Annotated in this window: 16 protein-coding genes and 3 tRNA genes; 9 read left to right on the plus strand and 10 right to left on the minus strand. The window is 64.8% G+C overall.

The window, feature by feature from the left end; translation table 11 throughout:
• The first annotated feature begins 15 nt into the window (after positions 1 to 15).
• Entirely contained in the window at positions 16 to 798 is a 783-nt protein-coding gene (gloB, locus tag AAG092_RS03100; RefSeq protein ID WP_373388505.1) for a hydroxyacylglutathione hydrolase, read from the plus strand.
• Between the two features lie 92 nt (positions 799 to 890).
• Positions 891 to 2462, plus strand: a complete 1572-nt coding sequence (locus AAG092_RS03105) for a LysM peptidoglycan-binding domain-containing protein (protein ID WP_373388506.1) — start codon at positions 891 to 893, stop codon at positions 2460 to 2462.
• A gap of 4 nt (positions 2463 to 2466) precedes the next feature.
• Here AAG092_RS03105 and AAG092_RS03110 read toward each other — a convergent pair whose 3' ends face one another.
• Positions 2467 to 3888: an HDOD domain-containing protein gene (locus AAG092_RS03110; protein ID WP_373389549.1), complete on the minus strand. Its 1422-nt coding sequence runs from the start codon at positions 3886 to 3888 to the stop codon at positions 2467 to 2469.
• Between the two features lie 211 nt (positions 3889 to 4099).
• Here AAG092_RS03110 and AAG092_RS03115 point away from each other — a divergent pair, with 211 nt between their 5' ends.
• Genes AAG092_RS03115 through fabI form a run of 6 tightly spaced genes read left to right on the plus strand, consistent with a single transcriptional unit; the run spans position 4100 to position 12285 of the window.
• Complete coding sequence (locus AAG092_RS03115; protein WP_110682708.1) at positions 4100 to 5929, plus strand: extracellular solute-binding protein; 1830 nt, start codon at positions 4100 to 4102, stop codon at positions 5927 to 5929.
• Positions 5926 to 7746: an extracellular solute-binding protein gene (locus AAG092_RS03120; RefSeq protein WP_373388507.1), complete on the plus strand. Its 1821-nt coding sequence runs from the start codon at positions 5926 to 5928 to the stop codon at positions 7744 to 7746. Before AAG092_RS03115 ends, AAG092_RS03120 begins: the two co-directional genes overlap by 4 nt.
• On the plus strand, positions 7747 to 8832 hold the full coding sequence (locus tag AAG092_RS03125; RefSeq protein ID WP_373388508.1) for a microcin C ABC transporter permease YejB: 1086 nt from the start codon (positions 7747 to 7749) through the stop codon (positions 8830 to 8832).
• Between the two features lie 3 nt (positions 8833 to 8835).
• Entirely contained in the window at positions 8836 to 9855 is a 1020-nt protein-coding gene (locus AAG092_RS03130; RefSeq protein ID WP_373388509.1) for an ABC transporter permease, read from the plus strand.
• 1 nt (position 9856) lies between these two features.
• Positions 9857 to 11470, plus strand: a complete 1614-nt coding sequence (locus AAG092_RS03135) for an ABC transporter ATP-binding protein (RefSeq protein ID WP_373388510.1) — start codon at positions 9857 to 9859, stop codon at positions 11468 to 11470.
• A gap of 20 nt (positions 11471 to 11490) precedes the next feature.
• A complete protein-coding gene (gene fabI, locus AAG092_RS03140; protein ID WP_110682464.1) occupies positions 11491 to 12285 on the plus strand; it encodes an enoyl-ACP reductase FabI in 795 nt (264 codons plus the stop codon).
• Between the two features lie 62 nt (positions 12286 to 12347).
• Here fabI and AAG092_RS03145 read toward each other — a convergent pair whose 3' ends face one another.
• The 9 genes from AAG092_RS03145 to AAG092_RS03185 form a co-directional block, all read right to left on the minus strand.
• The gene (locus AAG092_RS03145; protein WP_373388511.1) at positions 12348 to 14201 is read right to left on the minus strand and encodes a SurA N-terminal domain-containing protein; all 1854 of its coding nucleotides are present in this window, start codon (positions 14199 to 14201) and stop codon (positions 12348 to 12350) included.
• A 175-nt stretch (positions 14202 to 14376) separates the two neighbouring features.
• A complete protein-coding gene (gene hupB, locus AAG092_RS03150) occupies positions 14377 to 14649 on the minus strand; it encodes a nucleoid-associated protein HU-beta (protein ID WP_003087931.1) in 273 nt (90 codons plus the stop codon).
• Positions 14650 to 14785: 136 nt separating this feature from the next.
• A complete protein-coding gene (gene lon, locus AAG092_RS03155) occupies positions 14786 to 17182 on the minus strand; it encodes an endopeptidase La (protein ID WP_373388512.1) in 2397 nt (798 codons plus the stop codon).
• 147 nt (positions 17183 to 17329) lie between these two features.
• Entirely contained in the window at positions 17330 to 18610 is a 1281-nt protein-coding gene (clpX, locus tag AAG092_RS03160) for an ATP-dependent Clp protease ATP-binding subunit ClpX (RefSeq protein ID WP_373388513.1), read from the minus strand.
• Between the two features lie 109 nt (positions 18611 to 18719).
• On the minus strand, positions 18720 to 19355 hold the full coding sequence (gene clpP / locus AAG092_RS03165; RefSeq protein WP_110682468.1) for an ATP-dependent Clp endopeptidase proteolytic subunit ClpP: 636 nt from the start codon (positions 19353 to 19355) through the stop codon (positions 18720 to 18722).
• A 91-nt stretch (positions 19356 to 19446) separates the two neighbouring features.
• Positions 19447 to 20757 carry a trigger factor gene (gene tig / locus AAG092_RS03170; protein WP_373388514.1) on the minus strand — a complete coding sequence of 437 codons (1311 nt, stop codon included), beginning with the start codon at positions 20755 to 20757 and terminating at the stop codon, positions 19447 to 19449.
• Between the two features lie 144 nt (positions 20758 to 20901).
• A tRNA-Leu gene (locus tag AAG092_RS03175) sits at positions 20902 to 20986 on the minus strand.
• 55 nt (positions 20987 to 21041) lie between these two features.
• Positions 21042 to 21117: transfer RNA gene (locus AAG092_RS03180), tRNA-His, on the minus strand.
• 31 nt (positions 21118 to 21148) lie between these two features.
• Positions 21149 to 21225: transfer RNA gene (locus tag AAG092_RS03185), tRNA-Arg, on the minus strand.
• Between the two features lie 259 nt (positions 21226 to 21484).
• Here AAG092_RS03185 and folD point away from each other — a divergent pair.
• Positions 21485 to 22339, plus strand: a complete 855-nt coding sequence (gene folD, locus AAG092_RS03190; protein ID WP_110682470.1) for a bifunctional methylenetetrahydrofolate dehydrogenase/methenyltetrahydrofolate cyclohydrolase FolD — start codon at positions 21485 to 21487, stop codon at positions 22337 to 22339.
• The last annotated feature ends 28 nt before the right edge of the window (positions 22340 to 22367 follow it).

Below are 22367 nucleotides of genomic sequence, written 5' to 3' on the forward strand. Positions count from 1 at the left end.
TTGGCGACCCCGAGCATGTTTCAGATCGACGCCCTGCCCGCCTTCAGCGACAACTACATATGGCTCATCCAGGATCACCAGCAGCACCGCTGCGCCGTGGTCGACCCGGGTGATGCCGCCCCCGTGCTGGCCTGGCTGGAGGCGCATGGCGACTGGCAGCTCAGCGACATCCTGATCACCCATCACCATCCCGACCATATCGGCGGAATCGCCCGTCTCAAGCAGGCGACCGGCGCCCGCGTGTGCGGCCCGGCGCGGGAAAACATCCCGGCCCGCGACCTGGCGCTGGACGAGGGCGCACGCGTCGAGGTGCTGGGCCGCAGCTTCCTTATATATGCGGTGCCCGGCCATACCCTGGGCCATATCGCCTACCACCAGGCCGAGGAAGGCTGGCTGTTCTGCGGCGACACCCTGTTCGCCGCAGGTTGCGGCCGCCTGTTCGAAGGCACCCCGCAGCAGATGCACGACTCCCTGCAGCGCCTGGCCGCCCTGCCCGGCGCCACGCGGGTGTACTGCACCCACGAATACACCCTGAGCAACCTGCACTTCGCCCACGCCGTGGAGCCCGCCAACCCCGCCATCGCCGCGCGCCTGGCCGAAGTCGCCGCCTGGCGCGCCGCCGGGCGCATAAGCCTGCCATCGACCATCGCCCTGGAGCTGGCCACCAACCCCTTCCTGCGCTGCCTGGAAACATCCGTTAAAGAAAAACTCGACGAGCGGGACGGCCCCCGCCAGCGCAGGGCCGACGAGGTATTCAGCGCACTGCGCAGCTGGAAGGACAACTTCAAGGCTGGTTAAGAATCGACCAGCGGACTGGTGAAAACTTGACCACCCCCGGGGCCATTCCTAGAATCCCCGAACTTTTTTGCGCCGGCAGGTACTACCGACCGATGTTCTTATTACCTTTCGGAACCCTTGATTCAGCGGCATTGGCACGAGGAGCAAGGGCTCTGGCGGTGATCCTGTGCATGGGTCTGGCAGGCTGCCAGAGTACCGGCCGCAGCGACAATCCGGGCCAGGACACCGATCGCGCCGTAGGCCTGCAGCAGGAACCGGAGTGGCTCGACGAGGCCACCGAGGAGCAAGCGCCCAAGGACATCTGGGAGCGCATGCGCGATGGCTTCAAGCTGCAGGACGAGATCGGTGTCAACCCGCGCATCGAGAACCAGCGCCTGTGGTTCGTCAGCAACCCCTCCTTCCTGGAGAACGCCTCCGAGCGCGGCACCCGCTACATCCACTACGTGGTCGAGCGCCTGGAAGAACGCGGCATGCCGATGGAGCTGGCCCTGCTGCCGGTGATCGAGAGCGCCTACAACCCCTTCGCCTACTCGCGCAGCCATGCAGTCGGCATCTGGCAGTTCATCCCCTCCACCGGCCGCCATTTCAACCTGCGCCAGACCAACTGGTACGACGGCCGCCGCGACATCACCGCCTCGACCAACGCCGCGCTGAACTATCTGAGCCGCCTGCACGACATGTTCAATGGCGACTGGCTGCTGGCCCTGGCCGCTTACAACGCCGGCGAAGGCACGGTGAGCCGTGCCATCGAGCGCAACCAGAAGCTCGGCCTGCCGACCGACTACTGGAACCTGCCGCTGCCGCAGGAAACCCAGAACTACGTACCCAAGCTGCTGGCCCTGTCACAGATCGTCCTGTCACCCGAAGCCTACGGCGTGCGCCTCGACCCGATCGCCAACGAGCCCTACTTCGAGCAGGTGGCGAGCAAGCCGGGCCTCGACCTGGCCCGGGTGGCGGCATTGGTCGACATGGAAGAAGAGGAGCTGGAAAGCCTCAACCCGGCCTTCAAGAAGGGCATCACCATGGATGGCCCGCAGCACCTGCTGGTGCCCATCGACAAGGCCGAGCTGTTCAATGCCAACCTGACCCTGATCAAGACCCAGGCGCCGGTGCAGTGGCAGGAGTACCGGGTACGCTCGGGCGACAACCTGCACAGCATCGCCAACCGCTACCACCTGACGGTCAACACCCTGAAGGACGTCAACCGCCTTTCCAGCAATCACCTGCGCGTCGGCCAGATCCTCAGCATTCCCGCCGAGGCCGGCAGCGAGCGGGCCCCGGCCTTGCACCAGCAGGTGGCCAAGGCCCCGAGCAGCCAGCCGCAGCGTTACAAGGTCAAGCGGGGCGACACCCTGTGGCAGATCGCCAATAGCCACCGCGTTTCGCTCCAGGACCTGCAACGCTGGAACGGCCTGAATGCCCGCAGCAAGCTGAGCCTGGGCCAGGTCCTGGAGATCCGCGGCGGTAGCGGCGGCAAGGCGGTGGCGGCGGCCGGTGGTGGCAAGCGGCAGAAAGTCACCTACTACCGGGTCAGGCAGGGCGACTCGCTGTACCTGATCGCCCAGCGCTTCAAGGTCGACGTCAAGCGCCTGCAGAGCTGGAACCCACGCAGCAACGCGCGCTCGCTCAAGCCCGGGCAGACCCTGACGCTCTACACCAACTGAAGCCTCAGCGCTTGCTCAGCGCTTCCAGGCAGCGCCCGGTCAGCTGGGTGAAACGCTGGAAGGCGACGAACTGCTCGTGCTTGAGCGCCCGCCCGGACACACGGCTGTCGGCGTAGAGCACGCCGATCTCGCGGCTGCCGGCGATCAGCGGGGCGATGAAGAACATGCCCTGGCCGAGTAGCTGGCGCATCGGCAGGGTCACCAGTTCGGCCAGGTTGTAGCTGGCCGGAACCCCCATCCAGATCGCTTCGCGGTTGCGCAGCGCATAACTGAAGATGTGCGGCTGCTCGGCCTGCTTGGCCGGCAGCTGGAAGTCCGCCAGCCACTGCTCGGTACCCTCGCCCACCGCGCGCTTGGCGCGGAAACAGGTCTGCCCGTCGGCCAGCACCGCCAGCATCACCCGCTCCAGCCCGGCGCCCTGATGCAGCCCCTTGAGCAGGGTGTCGAGGATCAGGCCGACATCGGCCTTCTGGTTGACCATCATGCCGAGGTCCTGCAGCGCCTGCTGCAGCACCAGCAGGTCCGGTTGCAGCAGGCGTGCCTTGCGCTCCTGCTGCTGCAGCTTGATCTGCTCCGGGTCGGTATTGGGAATCAGCCGGCACAGCTGGCTGGCACCGAAGGTGGCGGCGACCTCGACGGCCTCATCGGCGCTCTCCAGTACCTGTTTGAGGGCATCCTCGGGACTGACCCCGGTGAAGTCTGCCAGCTGCTGCACCAGCTTCTCCATGGCCGGAGAATCCCAGCCCTCCAGGGCCGCCTCGCTGATCTTCACGCCCAGGTTGACGGCGCGCACGGCAGGATCGTGCTGGTTGCCACTGCCGTGGGCAAAGCTGGCCAGCTCGCCCAGGTTCCAGCTCTTCACCAGGCCCTGGGTGAGCTGGCGGAAGCTGGTGCCGAGCACCTGGCGCACCGCTTCGTCGGCATCCACGTTGGGCTGTTCCAGAGCATCGGCCAGCTCGTCGGCCTGCTCGCCACCGCAGGCCCAGAAGGCCAGCTCGCCCACTGTGTGCAGCAGGGCGGCGATGAACACCTCCTCCTGGTTCTTGGTCAGCACGTAGCCGGCGATGTTGCGCGCCTGCACGGCGGCATGGAAGGAGCGCGCCAGCAGCGCCTGCAGCTGCTCGCGTGGCACCCGGGTGAGCAGGCTGTCGATCAGGCTGACCGACATGCCGATCAACCGCACGTTGTCGAAGCCGATCAGCACTATGGCTCGCGAGATGGTACGTATGCTTTCCTGCGAGGGGTTGTAGTAGACGCTGTTGCCGACCCGCAGCACCTTGGCGGTGAGCGAGGCGTCACGCAGCAGCAGGTCTGCCAGCTGCTGTACCGAGGCCTTGTCGGCCTGCGACAGGCGATGCAGGTCCTGCACCACGGTGGCGAGGGCAGGCAACTCGGCCTGATTGAGTCGATCTATCCATGCCTGCAAACCGATACTGCGTTCCGCCAAGTCAGCAACCTCATTTCAATTTGTTTCAGTGTAATCAAATTGATGGCACATGCTGTGAAAAAGGCACTCTTTTTCCTGCGGATACAAGCTGTTACTGTACCGGGCAAACAAACGCACGGCAGGCACCGCAGCTACGACGGCAACGCCCCGCCTAGCGTCAGAAAGCCCCATGGACTGGACCCTGCACCCGATGCGTCCTTTGCTCTCGCTGATTTTCGGCCTGGCCATGAGCTTTCCTGCTTTCGCCAACCTGATCGAAAGCCATGGCTATGCCCAGTTCGGGACCCTCAAGTACCCGGCCAGCTTCACCCACTTCGACTGGGTCAACCCCGACGCGCCCAAGGGCGGCACGCTGCGGGTAATGGCCTACGGCACCTTCGACACCCTCAATCCCTACAGCTTCAAGGGCAGCAGCCCCTCGGCGGCGCCCAACTTCCTGCAGTACGGGGTCAGCGAGTTCAACGAGCCGCTGATGGTCGGCACCGGTGCCTACGACCCTTCCGGCGACGAGCCCGCCTCGGCCTACGGGCTGATCGCCAGGAGCGTGGAATACAGCGAGGACCGCAGCTGGGTGGTGTTCAACCTGCGCCCGGAGGCGCGCTTCCACGACGGCCAGCCGATCACCGCCTACGATGTGGCCTTCTCCTACCGCACCCTGGTCAAGGACGGTCATCCGCAATACCGCACCACCCTGCAGGAAGTGCAGCGGGTCGACATCCTCAATCGCCACCGCATCCGCTTCATCTTCAAGCGCGGCGGCAACCCGCTGCTGATCCTGCGCCTCGGTGAACTGCCGGTGCTGGCCCAGCACTACTGGAAGAACCGCGACTTCAAGGCCACCAGCTTCGAGGTGCCGCTGGGCAGCGGCCCCTACCGCATCACCCAGGTCGAGCCCGGCCGGCGCCTGGTGTTCGAGCGGGTCAAGGACTGGTGGGGAGCACAGCTGCCGGTCAACCGCGGCAAGTACAACTTCGACCGCGTCGAGTTCGAGTTCTACCGCGACAGCAGCGTGGCCTTCGAGGCGTTCAAGGCCGGCGAGTTCGACTTCTACATCGAGCACCAGGCGAAGAACTGGGCCAACGGCTACCGCTTCCCCGCCATCGCCCGCGGCGAGGTGATCCGCGCCGAGATCCCGCACCAGATCCCCACCCAGACCCAGGCGCTGTTCATGAACACGCGCCGCGCCACCTTCGCCGAGCGCAAGGTCCGCGAGGCCCTGGGCCTGATGTTCGACTTCGAGTGGACCAACCGCGCCCTGTTCAACAGCGCCTACACACGCAGCGGCAGCTACTACCCCAACAGCGAGTTCGCCGCCACCGGCAAGCCGGAAGGCCAGGAGTGGCTGCTGCTGTCGCCCTACCGCAAGCAACTGCCGGCCCGCCTGTTCAGCCAATCTTTCGCCCTGCCCGCCACCGACGGCCGCGGCATCCCGCGCGAGACCCTGCGCAAGGCCCTGGGCCTGCTCGCCGAGGCCGGCTGGAAACCTTCTGGCCAGCATCTGGTCAACGCCAAGGGCCAGCGCCTGCGTTTCGAGATCCTGCTGGTCAACCCCAACCTGGAACGCATACTCCAGCCCTATACCGAGAACCTCGCCAGCATCGGCATCCGGGCCGAGCTGCGCACCGTGGACCGGGCCCAGTACAAGCAGCGCCTCGACCAGTTCGACTACGACATGATCCTCATGACCCTGCCGCAGAGCCTCAGCCCGGGCCTGGAGCAATGGCTGTACTTCCACTCCAGCCAGGCCGGCGTGAAGGGCAGCAAGAACTACGCGGGCGTGCGCCACCCGGTGGTCGACAGCCTGCTCGACAAGCTGCTGGCGGCGCAGACCCGCGAGGAACAGGTCGCCGCCACCCGCGCCCTGGACCGCGTCCTGCTCTGGCAGCACTACAGCATTCCCAACTGGTACGTCAGCCATCACCGCCTGGCCTACCGCAACCGCTTCGCCTTCCTCACCACCCCGCCCTACACCCTGGGGCTGCGGGCCTGGTGGCTGAAGTCCTCGGAGATCGCTCGATGAAACATGCCCTGCGCACCCTGGGCGCCACGCTGCTCCTGCTAGCCGGCGCCACCCAGGCCGAACCGCGGCACGCCATCACCCTGTACGGCGAGCCACCCAAGTACCCGGCGAACTTCCAGCACTTCGACTTCGTCAATCCGGACGCGCCCAAGGGCGGCATCCTGCGCCAGCGCGACATCGGCGGCTTCGACAGCCTCAACCCCTTCATCCCCAAGGGCAATGCGGTGAATGTCGGGCTGATCTACGACAGCCTCACCTACCACTCGCCGGACGAGCCCTTCACCGAATACGGCCTGCTGGCCGAGAAGATCGACAGAGCCGCCGACAACAGCTACGTGCGCTTCATCCTCAATCCCAGGGCGCGCTTCCACGACGGCACCCCGGTGACCGCCGAGGACGTGATCTTCACCTTCAACACCCTGCTGGAAAAAGGCGATCCCATGTACCGCCACTACTATGGCGACGTGGCCCAGGTGGTGGCGGAGGACAAGCTCAGGGTGCGCTTCGACTTCAAGCACAAGGACAACCGCGAGCTGCCGCTGATCCTCGGCCAGATCCAGGTGCTGCCCAAGCACTGGTGGGCCAGCCGCGACTTCGCCAAGGGCGACCTGGAGCCGCCGCTGGGCAGCGGCCCCTACCGCATCAGCAAGGTCTCGCCCGGCAGCAGCGTACGCTTCGAGCGGGTCAAGGACTGGTGGGCCAAGGACCTGCCGGTGACTCGCGGCATGTACAACTTCGACAGCATCCTGGTCGACTACTACCGCGACACCCAGGTCGCCCTGGAGGCTTTCAAGGCCGGCCAGTTCGACTTCAACCTGGAATATTCGGCCAAGGACTGGGCCACCGGCTACGACTGCCCTGCCCTGCGTGCCGGGCGCTTCGTCCAGGAGTCGATCCACAACGAGAACCCGGCCGGCATGCAGGGCTACGTGTTCAACCTGCGCCGGCCGATGTTCCAGGATCGCCGGGTGCGCGAGGCCATCGCCCTGCTGTTCGACTTCGAATGGGCCAACAAGCAGCTGTTCTACGGCGCCTACAAGCGCACCCACAGCTACTTCGCCAACTCCGAGCTAGCCTCCAGCGGCCTGCCCGACGCCGCCGAACTGCAACTGCTGGAGCCGCTGCGCGACCAGCTGCCGCCGGAGGTGTTCAACCAGGAATTCAAGCTGCCGGTCAGCGACGGCAGCGGCATGATCCGCGAACAGAGCCGGCGTGCCTACCAGCTGCTCACCGAGGCCGGCTACCGCATCGAAAACGACCAGATGATCGGTCCCGACGGCAAACCCCTGGCCTTCGAGTTCCTCAACTTCCAGGCCAACCTGGAGCGCGTGGTGCTGCCGTTCAAGCGCAACCTGGCCGAGCTGGGCATCGACCTGCAGATCCGCCGGGTCGATGTCTCCCAGTACATCAACCGCCTGCGCTCGCGTGACTTCGACATGACCTCGGCGATCTGGCCGCAATCCAGCTCGCCGGGCAACGAGCAGCGCGAGTTCTGGCACTCCAGCAGCGCCGACAACCCCGGCAGCCGCAACCTGATGGGCCTGCGCGACCCGGCCATCGACCAACTGGTGGAAGGCCTGATCCGCGCCGACTCGCGCCAGGCGCTGGTCACCCATGCCCGCGCCCTCGACCGGGCCCTGCTCTGGGGCCACTACGTGGTACCCAACTACTACGTGGACAGCTGGCGCATCGCCTACTGGAAGCGTTTCGGCCGCCCGGCCGTGACGCCCAAGTACGACCTGGGCCTGATGACCTGGTGGGAAACCGAACCCCTGCATCCCGCCCCGGCCGCCGCCGTCGACAAGGAAGCCAACTGAATGCTGGCCTATATCGTTCGCCGCCTGCTGCTGATAATCCCCACCCTGCTGGGCATCCTGCTGATCAACTTCATCATCGTCCAGGCCGCGCCCGGCGGCCCGGTGGAGCAGATGATCGCCAAGCTGGAAGGCTTCGACGCCGCCTCCGGCGGCGCCACCGGACGCGTCTCCGGTGGCGGCGGCGAGGTCTCGGTGGCCGGTTCCAACTACCGCGGCGCCCAGGGCCTGGACCCGGAGCTGGTGGCCGAGATCGAGAAGATGTACGGCTTCGACAAGTCCGCCCCCGAGCGCTTCTGGCTGATGATCAGCAGCTACGCCCAGCTGGACTTTGGCGAGAGCTTCTTCCGCGACGCCACGGTGATCGAGCTGATCCTGGAGAAGATGCCGGTGTCCATCTCCCTCGGCCTGTGGAGCACCCTGATCACCTACCTGATCTCCATCCCCCTGGGGATCGCCAAGGCCACCCGCCACGGCAGCGCCTTCGACGTCTGGACCAGCTCGGCGATCATCGTCGGCTACGCCATCCCGGCCTTCCTCTTCGCCATCCTGCTGATCGTACTGTTCGCCGGCGGCAGCTACTGGGACTGGTTCCCCCTGCGCGGGCTGACCTCGGGCAACTTCGACGAGCTCAGCCTGGGCGGCAAGATCCTCGACTACTTCTGGCACCTGGCCCTGCCGGTGACCGCCCTGGTGATCGGCAGCTTCGCCACCCTGACCCTGCTGACCAAGAACAGCTTCCTCGACGAGATCGGCAAGCAGTACGTGGTCACCGCCCGCGCCAAGGGCCTGACCGACCGCCGCGTGCTCTACGGCCATGTGTTCCGCAACGCCATGCTGATCGTGGTGGCCGGCTTCCCCAGCGCCGTGCTGGGCATCTTCTTCGCCGGCTCCATGCTGATCGAGGTGATCTTCTCCCTCGACGGCCTCGGCCTGCTGGGCTTCGAGTCGATCGTCAACCGCGACTACCCGGTGGTATTCGGCACCCTGTTCATCTTTTCCCTGTTCGGCCTGGTGGCCAAGCTGCTGAGCGACCTGATGTACACCCTGATCGATCCACGCATCGACTTCGAAAGCCGGGAGCACTGATCGATGAAGCTCTCCCCGCTCAATCAACGCCGCTTCGCCCTGTTCAAGGCCCACCGCCGCGGCTGGTGGTCGCTGTGGCTGTTCCTCGCCCTGTTCGTGCTGAGCCTGAGCGCCGAACTGATCGCCAATGACAAGCCGCTGGCCGTGCGCTACGACGGCGAATTCTACTTCCCGGTATTCAAGCGCTACCCGGAGACCACCTTCGGCGGCGAGTTCCCGCTGCAGGCCAACTACAAGAGCCCCTACATCCAGGAGCTGATCGCGGCCAAGGACGGCTGGATGCTCTGGCCGCCGATCCCCTTCAGCTACTCCAGCATCAACTACGAGCTGCAGGTACCGGCCCCCGCGCCGCCCTCGGCGCAGAACTGGCTGGGCACCGACGACCAGGGCCGCGACGTGCTGGCACGGGTGATCTACGGCTTCCGCGTGTCGGTGCTGTTCGCCCTGGCGCTGACCCTCTTCAGCTCGCTGATCGGGGTACTGGCCGGCGCCCTGCAGGGCTACTACGGCGGCTGGGTCGACCTGGCCGGGCAGCGCTTCCTCGAAGTCTGGTCGGGCCTGCCGGTGCTCTACCTGCTGATCATCCTGGCCAGCTTCGTGCAGCCCAACTTCTGGTGGCTGCTGGGCATCATGCTGCTGTTCTCCTGGATGAGCCTGGTCGACGTGGTGCGCGCCGAGTTCCTCCGCGGCCGCAACCTGGAGTACGTGCGCGCGGCCCGCGCCCTGGGCATGGGCAACGGCGGCATCATGTTCCACCACATCCTGCCCAACGCCATGGTCTCGACCATGACCTTCATGCCCTTCATCCTCACCGGCGCCATCGGCACCCTGACCTCGCTGGACTTCCTCGGCTTCGGCCTGCCGGCCGGCGAGCCCTCGCTGGGCGAGCTGGTGGCCCAGGGCAAGGCCAACCTGCAGGCGCCCTGGCTGGGCATCAGCGCCTTCGCCGTGCTGGCGCTGATGCTCAGTCTGCTGGTGTTCATCGGCGAAGCCGCCCGCGATGCCTTCGACCCGAGGAAATGAAATGAGCGATGCGAACAACCTGATCGAAGTGCGCGACCTGGCCGTCGAGTTCGTCATCGGCAGCCAGGCCCAGCGGGTGATCGAAGGCGTCAGCTTCGATATCCGCAAGGGCGAGACCCTGGCCCTGGTCGGCGAGAGCGGCTCCGGCAAGTCGGTCACCGCCCATTCCATCCTGCGCCTGCTGCCCTACCCGCTGGCCCGCCATCCCGCCGGCAGCATCCGCTACGGTGGCCAGGACCTGCTGCAGCTGCCCCAGGACAAGCTGCGCGGCATCCGTGGCAACCGCATCGCCATGGTGTTCCAGGAGCCGATGACCTCGCTCAACCCGCTGCACAGCATCGGCAAGCAGATCGGCGAGGTGCTGGCCTGGCACAAGGGCCTCACCGGCGAGGCGGCCCAGGCGCGGATCATCGAACTGCTCGAGCTGGTCGGCATCCCCGAGCCGGCCAAGCGCCTCAAGGCCTATCCGCACGAGCTGTCCGGCGGCCAGCGCCAGCGGGTGATGATCGCCATGGCCCTGGCCAACGAGCCGGAGCTGCTGATCGCCGACGAGCCGACCACGGCGCTGGACGTCACCGTGCAGCTGAAGATCCTCGAACTGCTCAAGGAATTGCAGGCGCGCTTAGGCATGGCCCTGCTGCTGATCACCCACGATCTCAACCTGGTGCGACGAATCGCCCATCGCGTATGTGTCATGCAGCGCGGTCGCATCGTCGAACAGGCGTCGTGTGACGAATTGTTCCGCGCTCCGCAGCATCCCTACACCCAGGAGCTGCTCGGCGCCGAGCCCAGCGGTGAACCGGCGGCCAACCCCGCCGGCCCGCCGCTGCTGGAGGTGGACGACCTGCGCGTGTGGTTCCCGATCAAGAAAGGGCTGCTGCGGCGCACGGTGGACCATGTGAAGGCGGTGGACGGTATCGACTTCAGCCTGCCCCAGGGCCAGACCCTGGGCATAGTCGGCGAGAGCGGTTCCGGCAAGTCCACCCTCGGTATGGCGATCCTGCGGCTGCTGGCCAGCCGTGGCGCCATCCGCTTCCAGGGCCAGACGCTGGACGGCCTGTCGCAAAAGGCCGTGAGGCCGCTGCGGCGGCAGATGCAGGTGGTCTTCCAGGACCCCTTCGGCAGTCTCAGCCCGCGCATGTGCGTGGGCCAGATCGTCGGCGAGGGCCTGCGCATCCATGGCATGGGCAGCGAGGAGGAGCAGGAGCAGGCCGTCATCGACGCGCTCAAGGAGGTGGGACTGGATCCGGAGACCCGGCATCGCTACCCCCATGAGTTTTCCGGCGGGCAACGGCAGCGGATTGCCATTGCCCGGGCACTGGTGCTGAAACCGGCGCTGATACTGCTCGACGAGCCCACTTCGGCGCTCGACCGCACGGTCCAGCGTCAGGTGGTGGAACTCCTGCGCTCGTTGCAGGCCAAGTACAACCTGACGTACCTGTTCATCAGCCACGACCTGGCGGTGGTCAGGGCCCTGAGCCACCAGCTGATGGTGGTCAAGCAGGGCAAGGTGGTTGAGCAGGGGCCGGCCGAGCAGGTGTTCGCCGCGCCGCAGCACCCCTATACCCGGCAGTTGCTGGAAGCCGCGTTCATGGCTCCGGCAACCGCCGACTAACTGAAAGAGGAATGACGCACATGGGTTTTCTCGCCGGTAAGCGCGTACTGATCGTTGGCGTGGCCAGCAAACTGTCGATCGCCTCGGGCATCGCCGCCGCCATGCACCGCGAAGGCGCCGAGCTCGCCTTCACCTACCAGAACGACAAGCTCAAGGGTCGCGTCGAGGAGTTCGCCGAGGGCTGGGGCTCCAGCGCCGAGCTGTGCTTCCCCTGCGACGTAGCCAGCGACGAGGAGATCGCCAAGGTCTTCGAGGCCCTGAGCCAGAAGTGGGACGGCCTGGACTGCATCGTCCACTCCGTCGGCTTCGCCCCGGGCGACCAGCTGGATGGCGACTTCACCGAAGTGACCACCCGCGAGGGCTTCAGGATCGCCCACGACATCAGCGCCTACAGCCTGGTGGCCCTGGCCAAGGCCGGTCGCCCGCTGATGCAGGGTCGCAACGGCAGCATCCTCACCCTCTCCTACCTGGGTGCCGAGCGCACCATGCCCAACTACAACGTGATGGGCATGGCCAAGGCCAGCCTGGAGGCCGGCGTACGCTACCTGGCCGGCAGCCTCGGCCCGGAAGGCACCCGCGTCAACGCCATCTCCGCCGGCCCGATCCGCACCCTGGCCGCTTCGGGCATCAAGAGCTTCCGCAAGATGCTCGCCGCCAACGAGAAGCAGACCCCGCTGCGCCGCAACGTGACCATCGAGGAAGTCGGCAACGCCGGCGCCTTCCTCTGCTCCGACCTGGCCTCGGGCATCAGCGGCGAGATCCTCTACGTCGACGGCGGCTTCAACACCACCGCCATGGGCGCCATCGAAGACTGATAGCAACCCCGGAAACGAAAAAGCCCGCTTTCAGCGGGCTTTTTCATGGGCTGGAATCGGCGTCAGAAGCGCTCGATGTCGGCCTGCTCCTTGAGCTGCTCGCGGTAGGCGGCGAAATCCTGCTGACCCGCGCGCGAGGCGAGGAAGCGACGGTAGCTGGTCTTCTCCTCGGCACTCAGCTCGGCCTTGGCCTGACCGACACCATCCAGGCGCAGCACCACGTAGTCGCCATTGTTCAGCGCCACGCCAGCATAGCTGGGCTTGCCGTCGGCCGGCTTGGCCATGCGGAACAGCGCCTGCAGCACCACGGGCTCGACACCCTCCTGGCTGCGGGTGGCGGCTTCCACCACCTTCCACTCCTTGCCACTGGCGCCACCTTCACGCAGCTGGGCCAGCAGGGCCTCGCCCTCGGCCTTGGCCGCCTCGCCAGCCTTCTTGCGCGCCAGGGTCTCGCGGATGCCCGCGGCAACCGTCTCCAGCGGCAGCAGCGTCGGCTTCTTGTGCTCCTTCACGCGCAGCACCAGGGTAGTGTCCGGATCCAGCTCGATGGCGCCGCTGTTGGCGCCGTCTTCCAGCACCTCGGGGCTGAACGCGGCCTGTACCACCTGGCGATTGGCAGCCACACCCTCGCCGCCCTCGCGGCCGAAGGCGCCGCTGGTCTGCACCTGCAGTCCCAGCTCCTGAGCCGGCTGCGCCAGGTCGGAGGCCTCGAAGCTGGCCTCCTCCAGGTCTTTGGCCGCCTCGACGAAACGCTGCTCGACCTGCTGCGCCTTGATCTCGCGCTCCAGCTTGGCCTTGAGGCTGTCGAAGCTCGGCACCTCGGGCGCCTGGACATCCAGCAGCTTGATCAGGTGCCAGCCGAACTCGCTGCGCACCGGAGCGGATACTTCGCCCTTGTTCAGCGCATACAGGGCCTTCTCGAACTCGGGGTCATACACGCCGGGGCCGGCGAAGCCCAGATCACCGCCGTTGTCGGCCGAACCCGGGTCCTGCGAGAGCTCCTTGGCCAGTACGGCGAAGTCTTCGCCCGCCTGCAGGCGCTTGGCGGCCTCTTCCAGCTTGGCCTTGGCCTGCTCGTCGGACTGCTTGTCGTTCACTTCCAGGAGGATGTGCGCCGCGTGGCGCTGTTCGGCCAGGTTGGCGATTTCCTTCTGGTACAGCGCCTGCAGCTCTTCGTCGCTGGCCTCGGCCTGGGCGAAGAAGGCCTCCTTCTTCAGCTCGACGTACTCGATCACCACCTGCTCGACGCTCATGAACTGATCGGCATGCTCGTCGTAGTAGGCCTTGACCTCTTCGTCCGTCAGCTCGATAGCCTTGCTGTCGGCCGGCAGGGTCAGGCTGGCGAAGTCGCGGGTCTGCTTGTCAAGACGGACGAAGGCGTCCAGCTCGGCGTCGGTGACGAAGTTGCTGCCGGCCAGGGCAGCCTGCAGCTGGCTGATCAGTACGTCCTGCTTGAGGCGCTCGCGGAACTGCATGCGGGTGAATCCCTGCTGCTGCAGGACCTGATCGAAGCGCGCGGCATCGAACTTGCCCTCCACCTGGAACACCGGCAGCTGGACGATCATCTGGTCCAGTGCGGCATCGGAGACGGCCATGCCAGCGTCCTTGGCGCCCTGCAGCAGCAGGGTGCGCTCGACCAGGCTGTCCAGCGCGGCATTACGCAGCAGCTTGTCGTCCAGCAGGGAAGCGTCGAAGTCCTTGCCGAACTGCTGGATCAGCTGGCGGCGCTGCATATCCACCGCGGCGTTGAGGCTGTCCAGGGTGATTTCCTCGCCGTTGACCTCGGCGGCATTACGACTGTTGCTGGTGGACTGGACGATGGCATCGAAGCCGGTGAAGGCCATCAGCATGACGATCAAACCGATGATGGTCTTGGCAATCCAGCCCTGGGAGTTATCCCTGATGTTCTGCAGCATGCTTCCCCCGAAACGGCTGCACTGAACAAGCAGCCATGCAGCGTGGGTGTTGAATCCGGATAAAAGAAAGGCGCATCCGAGGATGCGCCTTCTCATAACTGATGGAGCGGATGGGACTCCGCTCCGTACCAGGTCAGGCTAGCCTGGCCTGGAGGGGCAAAGGCCAGAGAGACGCTTAGTTGACGGCGTCTTTCAGAGCTTTACCAGCCTTGAAGCCCGGGATCTTGGCAGCGGCGATCTTGATCGGCTTGCCGGTCTGCGGGTTGCGGCCGGTACGGGCAGCACGCTCTTTGACAGCGAAAGTACCGAAGCCAACCAGCACCACGGAATCACCAGCCTTCAGAGCGCCAGTGACGGATTCGATCACTGCGTCCAGCGCGCGGCCAGCGACAGCTTTCGGGATATCAGCGGATGCGGCGATGGCATCAATCAGTTCCGACTTGTTCACTCTTAAGTCCCCTTATTTCTGTTGAGTTTGTTTCTTAGTTGTTTGGCGTAAGCAAAGCGGGTGCTGAAAGACCTGCCGACACATAGGAGCCGCTTTATAACAAGGGCTCGAAAATAGTGTCAAGGAAGCCTTCCGGCTAATGCGTGCTGATTCGCTCCTTGGAATCAGTCTCGCGCGTGTCATCCTTTGCAACCATCTCGGGAGCCGCATCGGGCAAGGGCTCCGGGGCGTATTGCAGCGCAATTTGCAGGACCTCGTCAATCCATTTAACCGGCTTAATGGTCAGGTCTTGCTTAATATTTTCCGGAATTTCCTTGAGATCGCGGACATTCTCTTCCGGGATGATCACGGTCTTGATTCCACCTCGGTGGGCCGCCAGGAGTTTTTCCTTTAGCCCGCCGATGGCCAGCACCTGGCCGCGCAGGGTGATCTCGCCGGTCATGGCCACATCGGCCCGCACCGGAATCTGCGTCAGGGCCGAAACCAGCGCGGTGCACAGACCGATACCGGCACTCGGACCATCCTTCGGCGTGGCGCCCTCCGGCATGTGGATGTGCACGTCTCGCTTCTCGTGGAAGTCCGGGGCGATACCCAGGCTCTTGGCCCGGCTGCGCACCACGGTCAGCGCCGCGGTCATGGACTCGGCCATCACGTCGCCGAGCGAGCCGGTCTTGATCAGCTGCCCCTTGCCCGGCACCACGGCCGTCTCGATGGTCAGCAGCTCGCCGCCCACCTGGGTCCAGGCCAGGCCGGTGACCTGGCCGATCTGATCCTGCTGCTCGGCCAGGCCAAAGCGATAGCGCCGCACGCCCAGGTAGTGCTCCAGCGACTCGGCATCCACCAGCACCTTGATGCGCTTGTCCCTGGCATGCTCCTTGACCACCTTGCGGCAAACCTTGGAAATCTGCCGTTCCAGGCTGCGCACGCCGGCCTCGCGGGTGTAGTAGCGGATGATGTCGCGGATCGCCGCGTCATCGAACTCCAGCTCACCCTTCTTCAGACCGTTGGCCTGCACCTGCTTGGGCGTGAGGTACTTGATGGCGATGTTGACCTTCTCGTCCTCGGTGTAACCGGGCAGGCGGATGACCTCCATACGGTCCAGCAGCGGGCCGGGGATGTTCATCGAGTTGGCGGTGCAAATGAACATCACGTCCGAGAGGTCGTAGTCGACTTCCAGATAATGGTCGTTGAAGTTGTGGTTCTGCTCCGGATCCAGCACCTCGAGCAGCGCCGAGGCGGGGTCGCCGCGCATGTCGCTGCCCATCTTGTCGATCTCGTCGAGCAGGAACAGCGGGTTGCGCACGCCGACCTTGGTCAGCTTCTGGATCAGCCGACCCGGCATGGAGCCGATGTAGGTGCGGCGATGCCCACGGATCTCGGCCTCGTCACGCACGCCGCCCAAGGCCATGCGCACGAACTTGCGGTTGGTGGCGCGGGCGATGGACTCGGCGAGCGAGGTCTTGCCCACGCCGGGCGGACCGACCAGGCAGAGCACCGGGCCCTTGAGCTTCTTCACCCGCTTCTGCACGGCGAGGTACTCGAGGATGCGCTCCTTGACCTCTTCCAGGCCAAAATGGTCAGCCTCGAGGATATCCTCGGCCTTGGCCAGGTCCAGGCGCACCTTGCTCTCGGCCTTCCACGGCACGTTGGTCAGCCAGTCGATGTAGGAGCGCACCACGGTGGCCTCGGCCGACATCGGCGACATCTGCTTGAGCTTGTTCAGCTCGGCATTGGCCTTGGCGTGGGCTTCCTTGGTCAGGCCGGCGTTCTCGATGCGCTTCTTCAGCTCGTCGATCTCGTTGTGGCCCTCGTCGATGTCGCCCAGCTCCTTCTGAATGGCCTTCATCTGCTCATTCAGGTAGTACTCGCGCTGGCTGCGCTCCATCTGCTTCTTGACCCGCCCGCGGATGCGCTTCTCGACCTGCAGCAGGTCGATCTCGGCATCCAGCAGGGCCAACACGTGCTCGACCCGCTCGGCCAGGTTGGTGATCTCGAGGATTTCCTGCTTCTGCTCGATCTTCAGCACCATGTGCGCGGCCATGGTGTCGACCAGGCGCGCCGGGTCATCGATGCTGTTGAGCGAGGACAGCACTTCGGCCGGCACCTTCTTGCCCAGCTGCACGTACTGCTCGAACTGGCTGAGCAGGCTGCGGGTGAAGACCTCGGACTCGCGCTCGGCGACCTCGCTCTCGTCGAGCAGCTGCACCTCAGCACGGCAGTGGCCGTCCACCTCGATGAACTTCTGGATGGCGCCACGCTGCTCGCCCTCGACCAGCACCTTGACAGTACCATCCGGCAGCTTGAGCAACTGCAGCACGGTGGCCACGGTCCCCATGCGGTACAGCGCGTCCTCACCCGGGTCATCGTCTGCCGGGTTGCGCTGCGCCAGCAGGAGAATCTGCTTGTCGCCGGTCATCGCGGCCTCCAGGGCCTCGATGGACTTCTCGCGGCCGACGAACAGCGGGATGACCATGTGCGGATAGACCACGACATCACGCAGCGGCAAGAGAGGCAATTCGATGGTTGTCTTCATGATTTCAGCTCTACGGCGGCCATTCGGCCGTAAACGGACGGGAGTACCCTTGGCCCTAAGATGGGGCCACCCCCGGGAAAAAACAAGCGAGAAAGGCGCAAAAGCAAAGGGCCCCGGAGGGCCCTTTGTTTCAGCGACTTGCAGACATCAGGCGTCTGGCGCGGCCTTGGCCGGCGGCTCGCTGTTCTCGTAGATCAGCAACGGCTTGGAGGAGCCCTCGATCACGCTCTCGTCGATCACCACCTTGCTGACATCGCTCTGCGAGGGGATCTCGTACATGGTGTCGAGCAGCACGCCCTCGAGGATCGAACGCAGGCCACGGGCACCGGTCTTGCGCTCCAGCGCACGCTTGGCCACGGCCTTGAGTGCGTCGGCGCGGAACTCCAGGTCCACCCCCTCCATCTCGAACAGCTTGGCGTACTGCTTGGTCAGGGCGTTCTTCGGCTCGGTGAGGATCTGCATCAGCGCCGCCTCGTCCAGCTCATCGAGGGTGGCGATGACCGGCAGACGACCAACGAACTCCGGAATGAGACCGAACTTGACCAGATCGTCCGGCTCGACCTCGCGCAGTGCCTCGCCGACCTTCTTGCCCAGGTCCGGGCTGCGCACTTCGGCGTTGAAGCCGATGCCGCCCTTGGTGGAGCGGGCCTGGATGACCTTCTCCAGACCGGCGAAGGCGCCACCGCAGATGAACAGGATGTTGCGCGTATCGACCTGCAGGAATTCCTGCTGCGGATGCTTGCGACCACCCTGTGGCGGCACCGAGGCGACGGTGCCCTCGATCAGCTTCAGCAGCGCCTGCTGCACGCCCTCGCCCGAGACGTCGCGGGTGATGGACGGGTTATCCGACTTGCGCGAGATCTTGTCGATCTCGTCGATGTAGACGATACCCATCTGGGCCTTCTCGACATCGTAGTCGCACTTCTGCAGCAGCTTCTGGATGATGTTCTCGACGTCCTCACCCACGTAACCGGCTTCGGTCAGGGTAGTGGCGTCGGCGATGGTGAACGGCACGTTGAGCAGGCGGGCCAGGGTCTCGGCCAGCAGGGTCTTGCCGGAGCCGGTCGGGCCGATCAGCAGGATGTTGCTCTTGCCCAGCTCGACGTCATCCTTCTTGTCGCGCTGGTTCAGACGCTTGTAGTGGTTGTACACGGCAACGGAGAGCACCTTCTTGGCGCGCTCCTGACCGATCACGTACTGATCCAGAATGCCGCTGATTTCCTTGGGCGCAGGCAACTTGTGGGCGCTGCTTTCGGCCTGGGCTTCCTGCACCTCCTCGCGGATGATGTCGTTGCACAGGTCGACGCACTCGTCGCAGATAAAGACCGAGGGACCGGCGATCAGCTTGCGCACTTCGTGCTGGCTTTTGCCGCAGAAGGAGCAGTAGAGCAGCTTGCCGTTGTCCTCGCCGTTGCGGGTGTCAGTCATTAGATCGATCCAATACGGTAGGCATGAAACACAAGATGAAGGCAATTGCGGGCATTTTCAACCCTGCGGGACGGCCGGGCGAGCCCGGCCGCTGCGCTGAAGCGGGGGATCAGACGGGACGCTTGTCCAGAACCTTGTCGATGAGGCCGTACTTGACCGCCTCTTCGCCGCTCATGAAGTTGTCGCGGTCGGTGTCCTTAGCGATCACGTCGATCGGCTGCTTGCAGTGATCGGCGAGGATCTTGTTCAGGCGCTCGCGGATGGTGAGGATCTCGCGGGCATGGATCTCGATGTCCGAGGCCTGGCCCTGGAAGCCGCCCAGCGGCTGGTGGATCATCATGCGCGAGTGCGGCAGGCAGTAGCGCTTGCCGGCGGCACCGCCAGCCAGCAGCAGCGCGCCCATGCTGCAGGCCTGGCCGATGCAGATGGTGGACACGTCGGGCTTGATGAACTGCATGGTGTCGTAGATCGACATGCCGGCAGTCACCGAGCCACCCGGCGAGTTGATGTACAGGTGGATGTCCTTGTCCGGGTTCTCGGCCTCGAGGAACAGCAGCTGGGCCACCACCAGGTTGGCCATGTAGTCCTCGACCGGGCCGACCAGGAAGATCACCCGCTCCTTCAACAGGCGCGAATAGATGTCGTAGGCACGCTCGCCACGGGCGGACTGCTCGATCACCATCGGCACGAGGCCGCCGGCGGCTTGGATATCAGGCATGGTGTTGATGAAAGAGTTATGCGACATGTCTAGCGATCTCTCCCTAATAGTCATGTCTCTAAAGACGCATAAGCCAGCACGAAGGCTGGCTTATGGTGTGCTCTAACGAGGCGAGGGATCAGGCAGCTTGCGGGGCTTCCGCCGGCTTGACCGCTTCTTCGTAGGAGACCGCTTTATCGGTCACTTTGGCCTTCTGCAGGACAGTATCTACAACTTGTTCTTCCAGTACAACCGAACGCACTTCGTTCAGCTGCTGGTCGTTCTTGTAGTACCAGGCCACGACCTGCTGCGGCTCCTGGTAGGCGGAAGCCATTTCCTCGATCAGCTCGCGCACACGAGCCTCGTCGGCCTTCAGCTCGCCCTGCTTGACCACTTCGGCGACGATCAGACCCAGCACCACGCGACGCTTGGCCTGCTCCTCGAACAGCTCGGCCGGCAGCTGGTCCGGCTTGATGTTGCCACCGAACTGCTGGACGGCCTGCACGCGCAGACGGTTCACTTCGTTGCCGATCAGGGCCTTCGGTACTTCCACCGGGTTGGCGGCCAGCAGGCCTTCCATCACCTGGTTCTTCACCTTGGACTTGATGGCCTGGCGCAGTTCGCGCTCCATGTTCTTGCGTACTTCGGCACGGAAGCCTTCCAGACCGCCTTCCTTGACGCCGAACAGGGCGAAGAAGTCGTCATTCAGCTCCGGCAGCTGCGGTGCGGAGACGCTGTTGACGGTCACGGTGAACTCGGCGGTCTTACCGGCCAGGTCGAGGTTCTGGTAGTCGGCCGGGAAGGTCGGGTTGATCACGCGCTCTTCGCCAGTCTTGACGCCAACCAGGGCCTCTTCAAAGCCCGGAATCATGCGACCGGAGCCCAGGACCAGCGGGGTGCCCTTGGCACTGCCGCCGGCGAAGGCCTCGCCGTCGATCTTGCCGACGAAATCGATGTTCAGCTGGTCGCCATTCTCGGCGGCACGCTCGACGGCCTCGAAACGGGTGTTCTGCTTGCGCAGGATTTCCAGCATGTTGTCGACGTCGGCATCAGTCACCTCGGCCTGCAGGCGCTCGACGGCGATGCCATCGAAGCCGGCCAGCTTGATCTCCGGGAAGACTTCGAAGGTGGCGACGTACTCGAGGTCCTTGCCCTTCTCGAACACTTTCGGCTCGACCGCTGGAGCACCAGCCGGGTTCAGCTTCTGCTCGACGATGGCCTCGTAGAAGGTGGCCTGGATCAGGTCGCCCAGGGCTTCCTGGCGCGCGGAGTCTTCGTAGCGCTGACGGATCACGTTCATCGGCACCTTGCCGGGACGGAAGCCAGGCACCTTGGCGCGGCGGGCAGTCTGCTGCAGGCGCTTGGTCACTTCGGTCTCGATGCGCTCGGCCGGCACGCCGATGGTCATGCGGCGCTCGAGAGCGGAGGTGCTTTCAACAGAAACTTGCATGGATATTCCTCGTTGCACAGACATAAGCCGGCGTTCCGGCCCCAGAATCGAAAGGCAAGCATTCTAGTGGCTCGAATTACAGAAGTCACCTGCACAAAACGAGCAAGAAACGGCGGGATATATAAGGAGGGATTACAAGGGAGATGGTGCGGACGGAGAGACTCGAACTCTCACACCTTGCGGCGCCAGAACCTAAATCTGGTGTGTCTACCAATTTCACCACGTCCGCGTGGTAACGCTTGAAACGAAAACGCCAGGCTTCTGGCCTGGCGCTTTCTCGAATATGGGGTGGACGATGGGAATCGAACCCACGACACCAGGAGCCACAATCCTGTGCTCTACCAACTGAGCTACGCCCACCATATTGCGTTGCTTGTGCCTGAGCCGCCAATGGCGCACCCGGCAGGACTCGAACCTGCGACCATCCGCTTAGAAGGCGGATGCTCTATCCAGCTGAGCTACGGGCGCTTAATCATCTGCGGAACAGACTTCTAAGCTACAGCTCCAGCCGCTTCCGGCTGTTGCCATCTTACCCAGCGGCTGGCTGTGCTCGACAAGCGGGGCGAATCTTATAGAGGCCGCCTCGCAGCGTCAACACGAGAATGAAAAAAATCCTGCTGGGAAAAGGAGTTACGGGAACAGGGGGCGCATGCGCCTTTGCCCGACCGGGCTGCCGTGCGAGAATACGCGATCTTTTTTCACTCTTCGCCATGGTTAAGCAAGCGTCATGACCGCACAACTGATCGACGGCAAAGCCATTGCCGCCAACCTCCGCCTGGATATCGCCAAACGCGTCGCCGAACGCCGCCAGCAGGGCCTGCGCGCCCCGGGCCTGGCCGTGATCCTGGTCGGCAGCGACCCGGCTTCCCAGGTATACGTCTCGCACAAGCGCAAGGACTGCGAGGAAGTCGGCTTCGTTTCCGTGGCCCATGACCTGCCGGCCAGCACCAGCCAGGGCGAACTGCTGTCGTTGATCGACCAGCTCAACCGCGACAACGCCATCGACGGCATCCTGGTGCAACTGCCCCTGCCCGCCCACCTGGACGCCTCGCAACTGCTCGAGCGCATCAACCCTGACAAGGACGTCGACGGTTTCCACCCGTTCAACGTCGGCCGCCTGTCCCAGCGCATGCCGCTGCTGCGCCCCTGCACGCCGAAGGGCATCATGACCCTGCTGGAAAGCACCGGCATCGACCTGCATGGCCAGCACGCCGTGGTCGTGGGCGCGTCCAACATCGTCGGCCGCCCGATGGCGCTGGAGCTGCTGCTGGCCGGCTGCACCGTCACCGTCACCCACCGCTTCACCAAGGATCTGCCGGGCCACCTGGCCCAGGCCGACATCGTGGTGGTGGCCGCCGGCAAACCGGGCCTGGTCAAGGGTGAGTGGATCAAGCAAGGCGCCATCGTCATCGACGTCGGCATCAACCGCCAGGCCGACGGCAAGCTGGTCGGCGACGTGGAGTTCGACGTCGCCGTCGAGCGCGCCGGCTGGATCACCCCGGTGCCGGGCGGCGTCGGCCCGATGACCCGCGCCTGCCTGCTGGAGAACACCCTGTACGCCGCGGAACACCTGCACGCGTAAGCGCCCCGGCCATGAAAAACGGCGCCCG

Origin of the sequence: Pseudomonas alcaligenes (assembly GCF_041729615.1) — a bacterium.
Lineage (GTDB): Bacteria > Pseudomonadota > Gammaproteobacteria > Pseudomonadales > Pseudomonadaceae > Aquipseudomonas > Aquipseudomonas alcaligenes_B.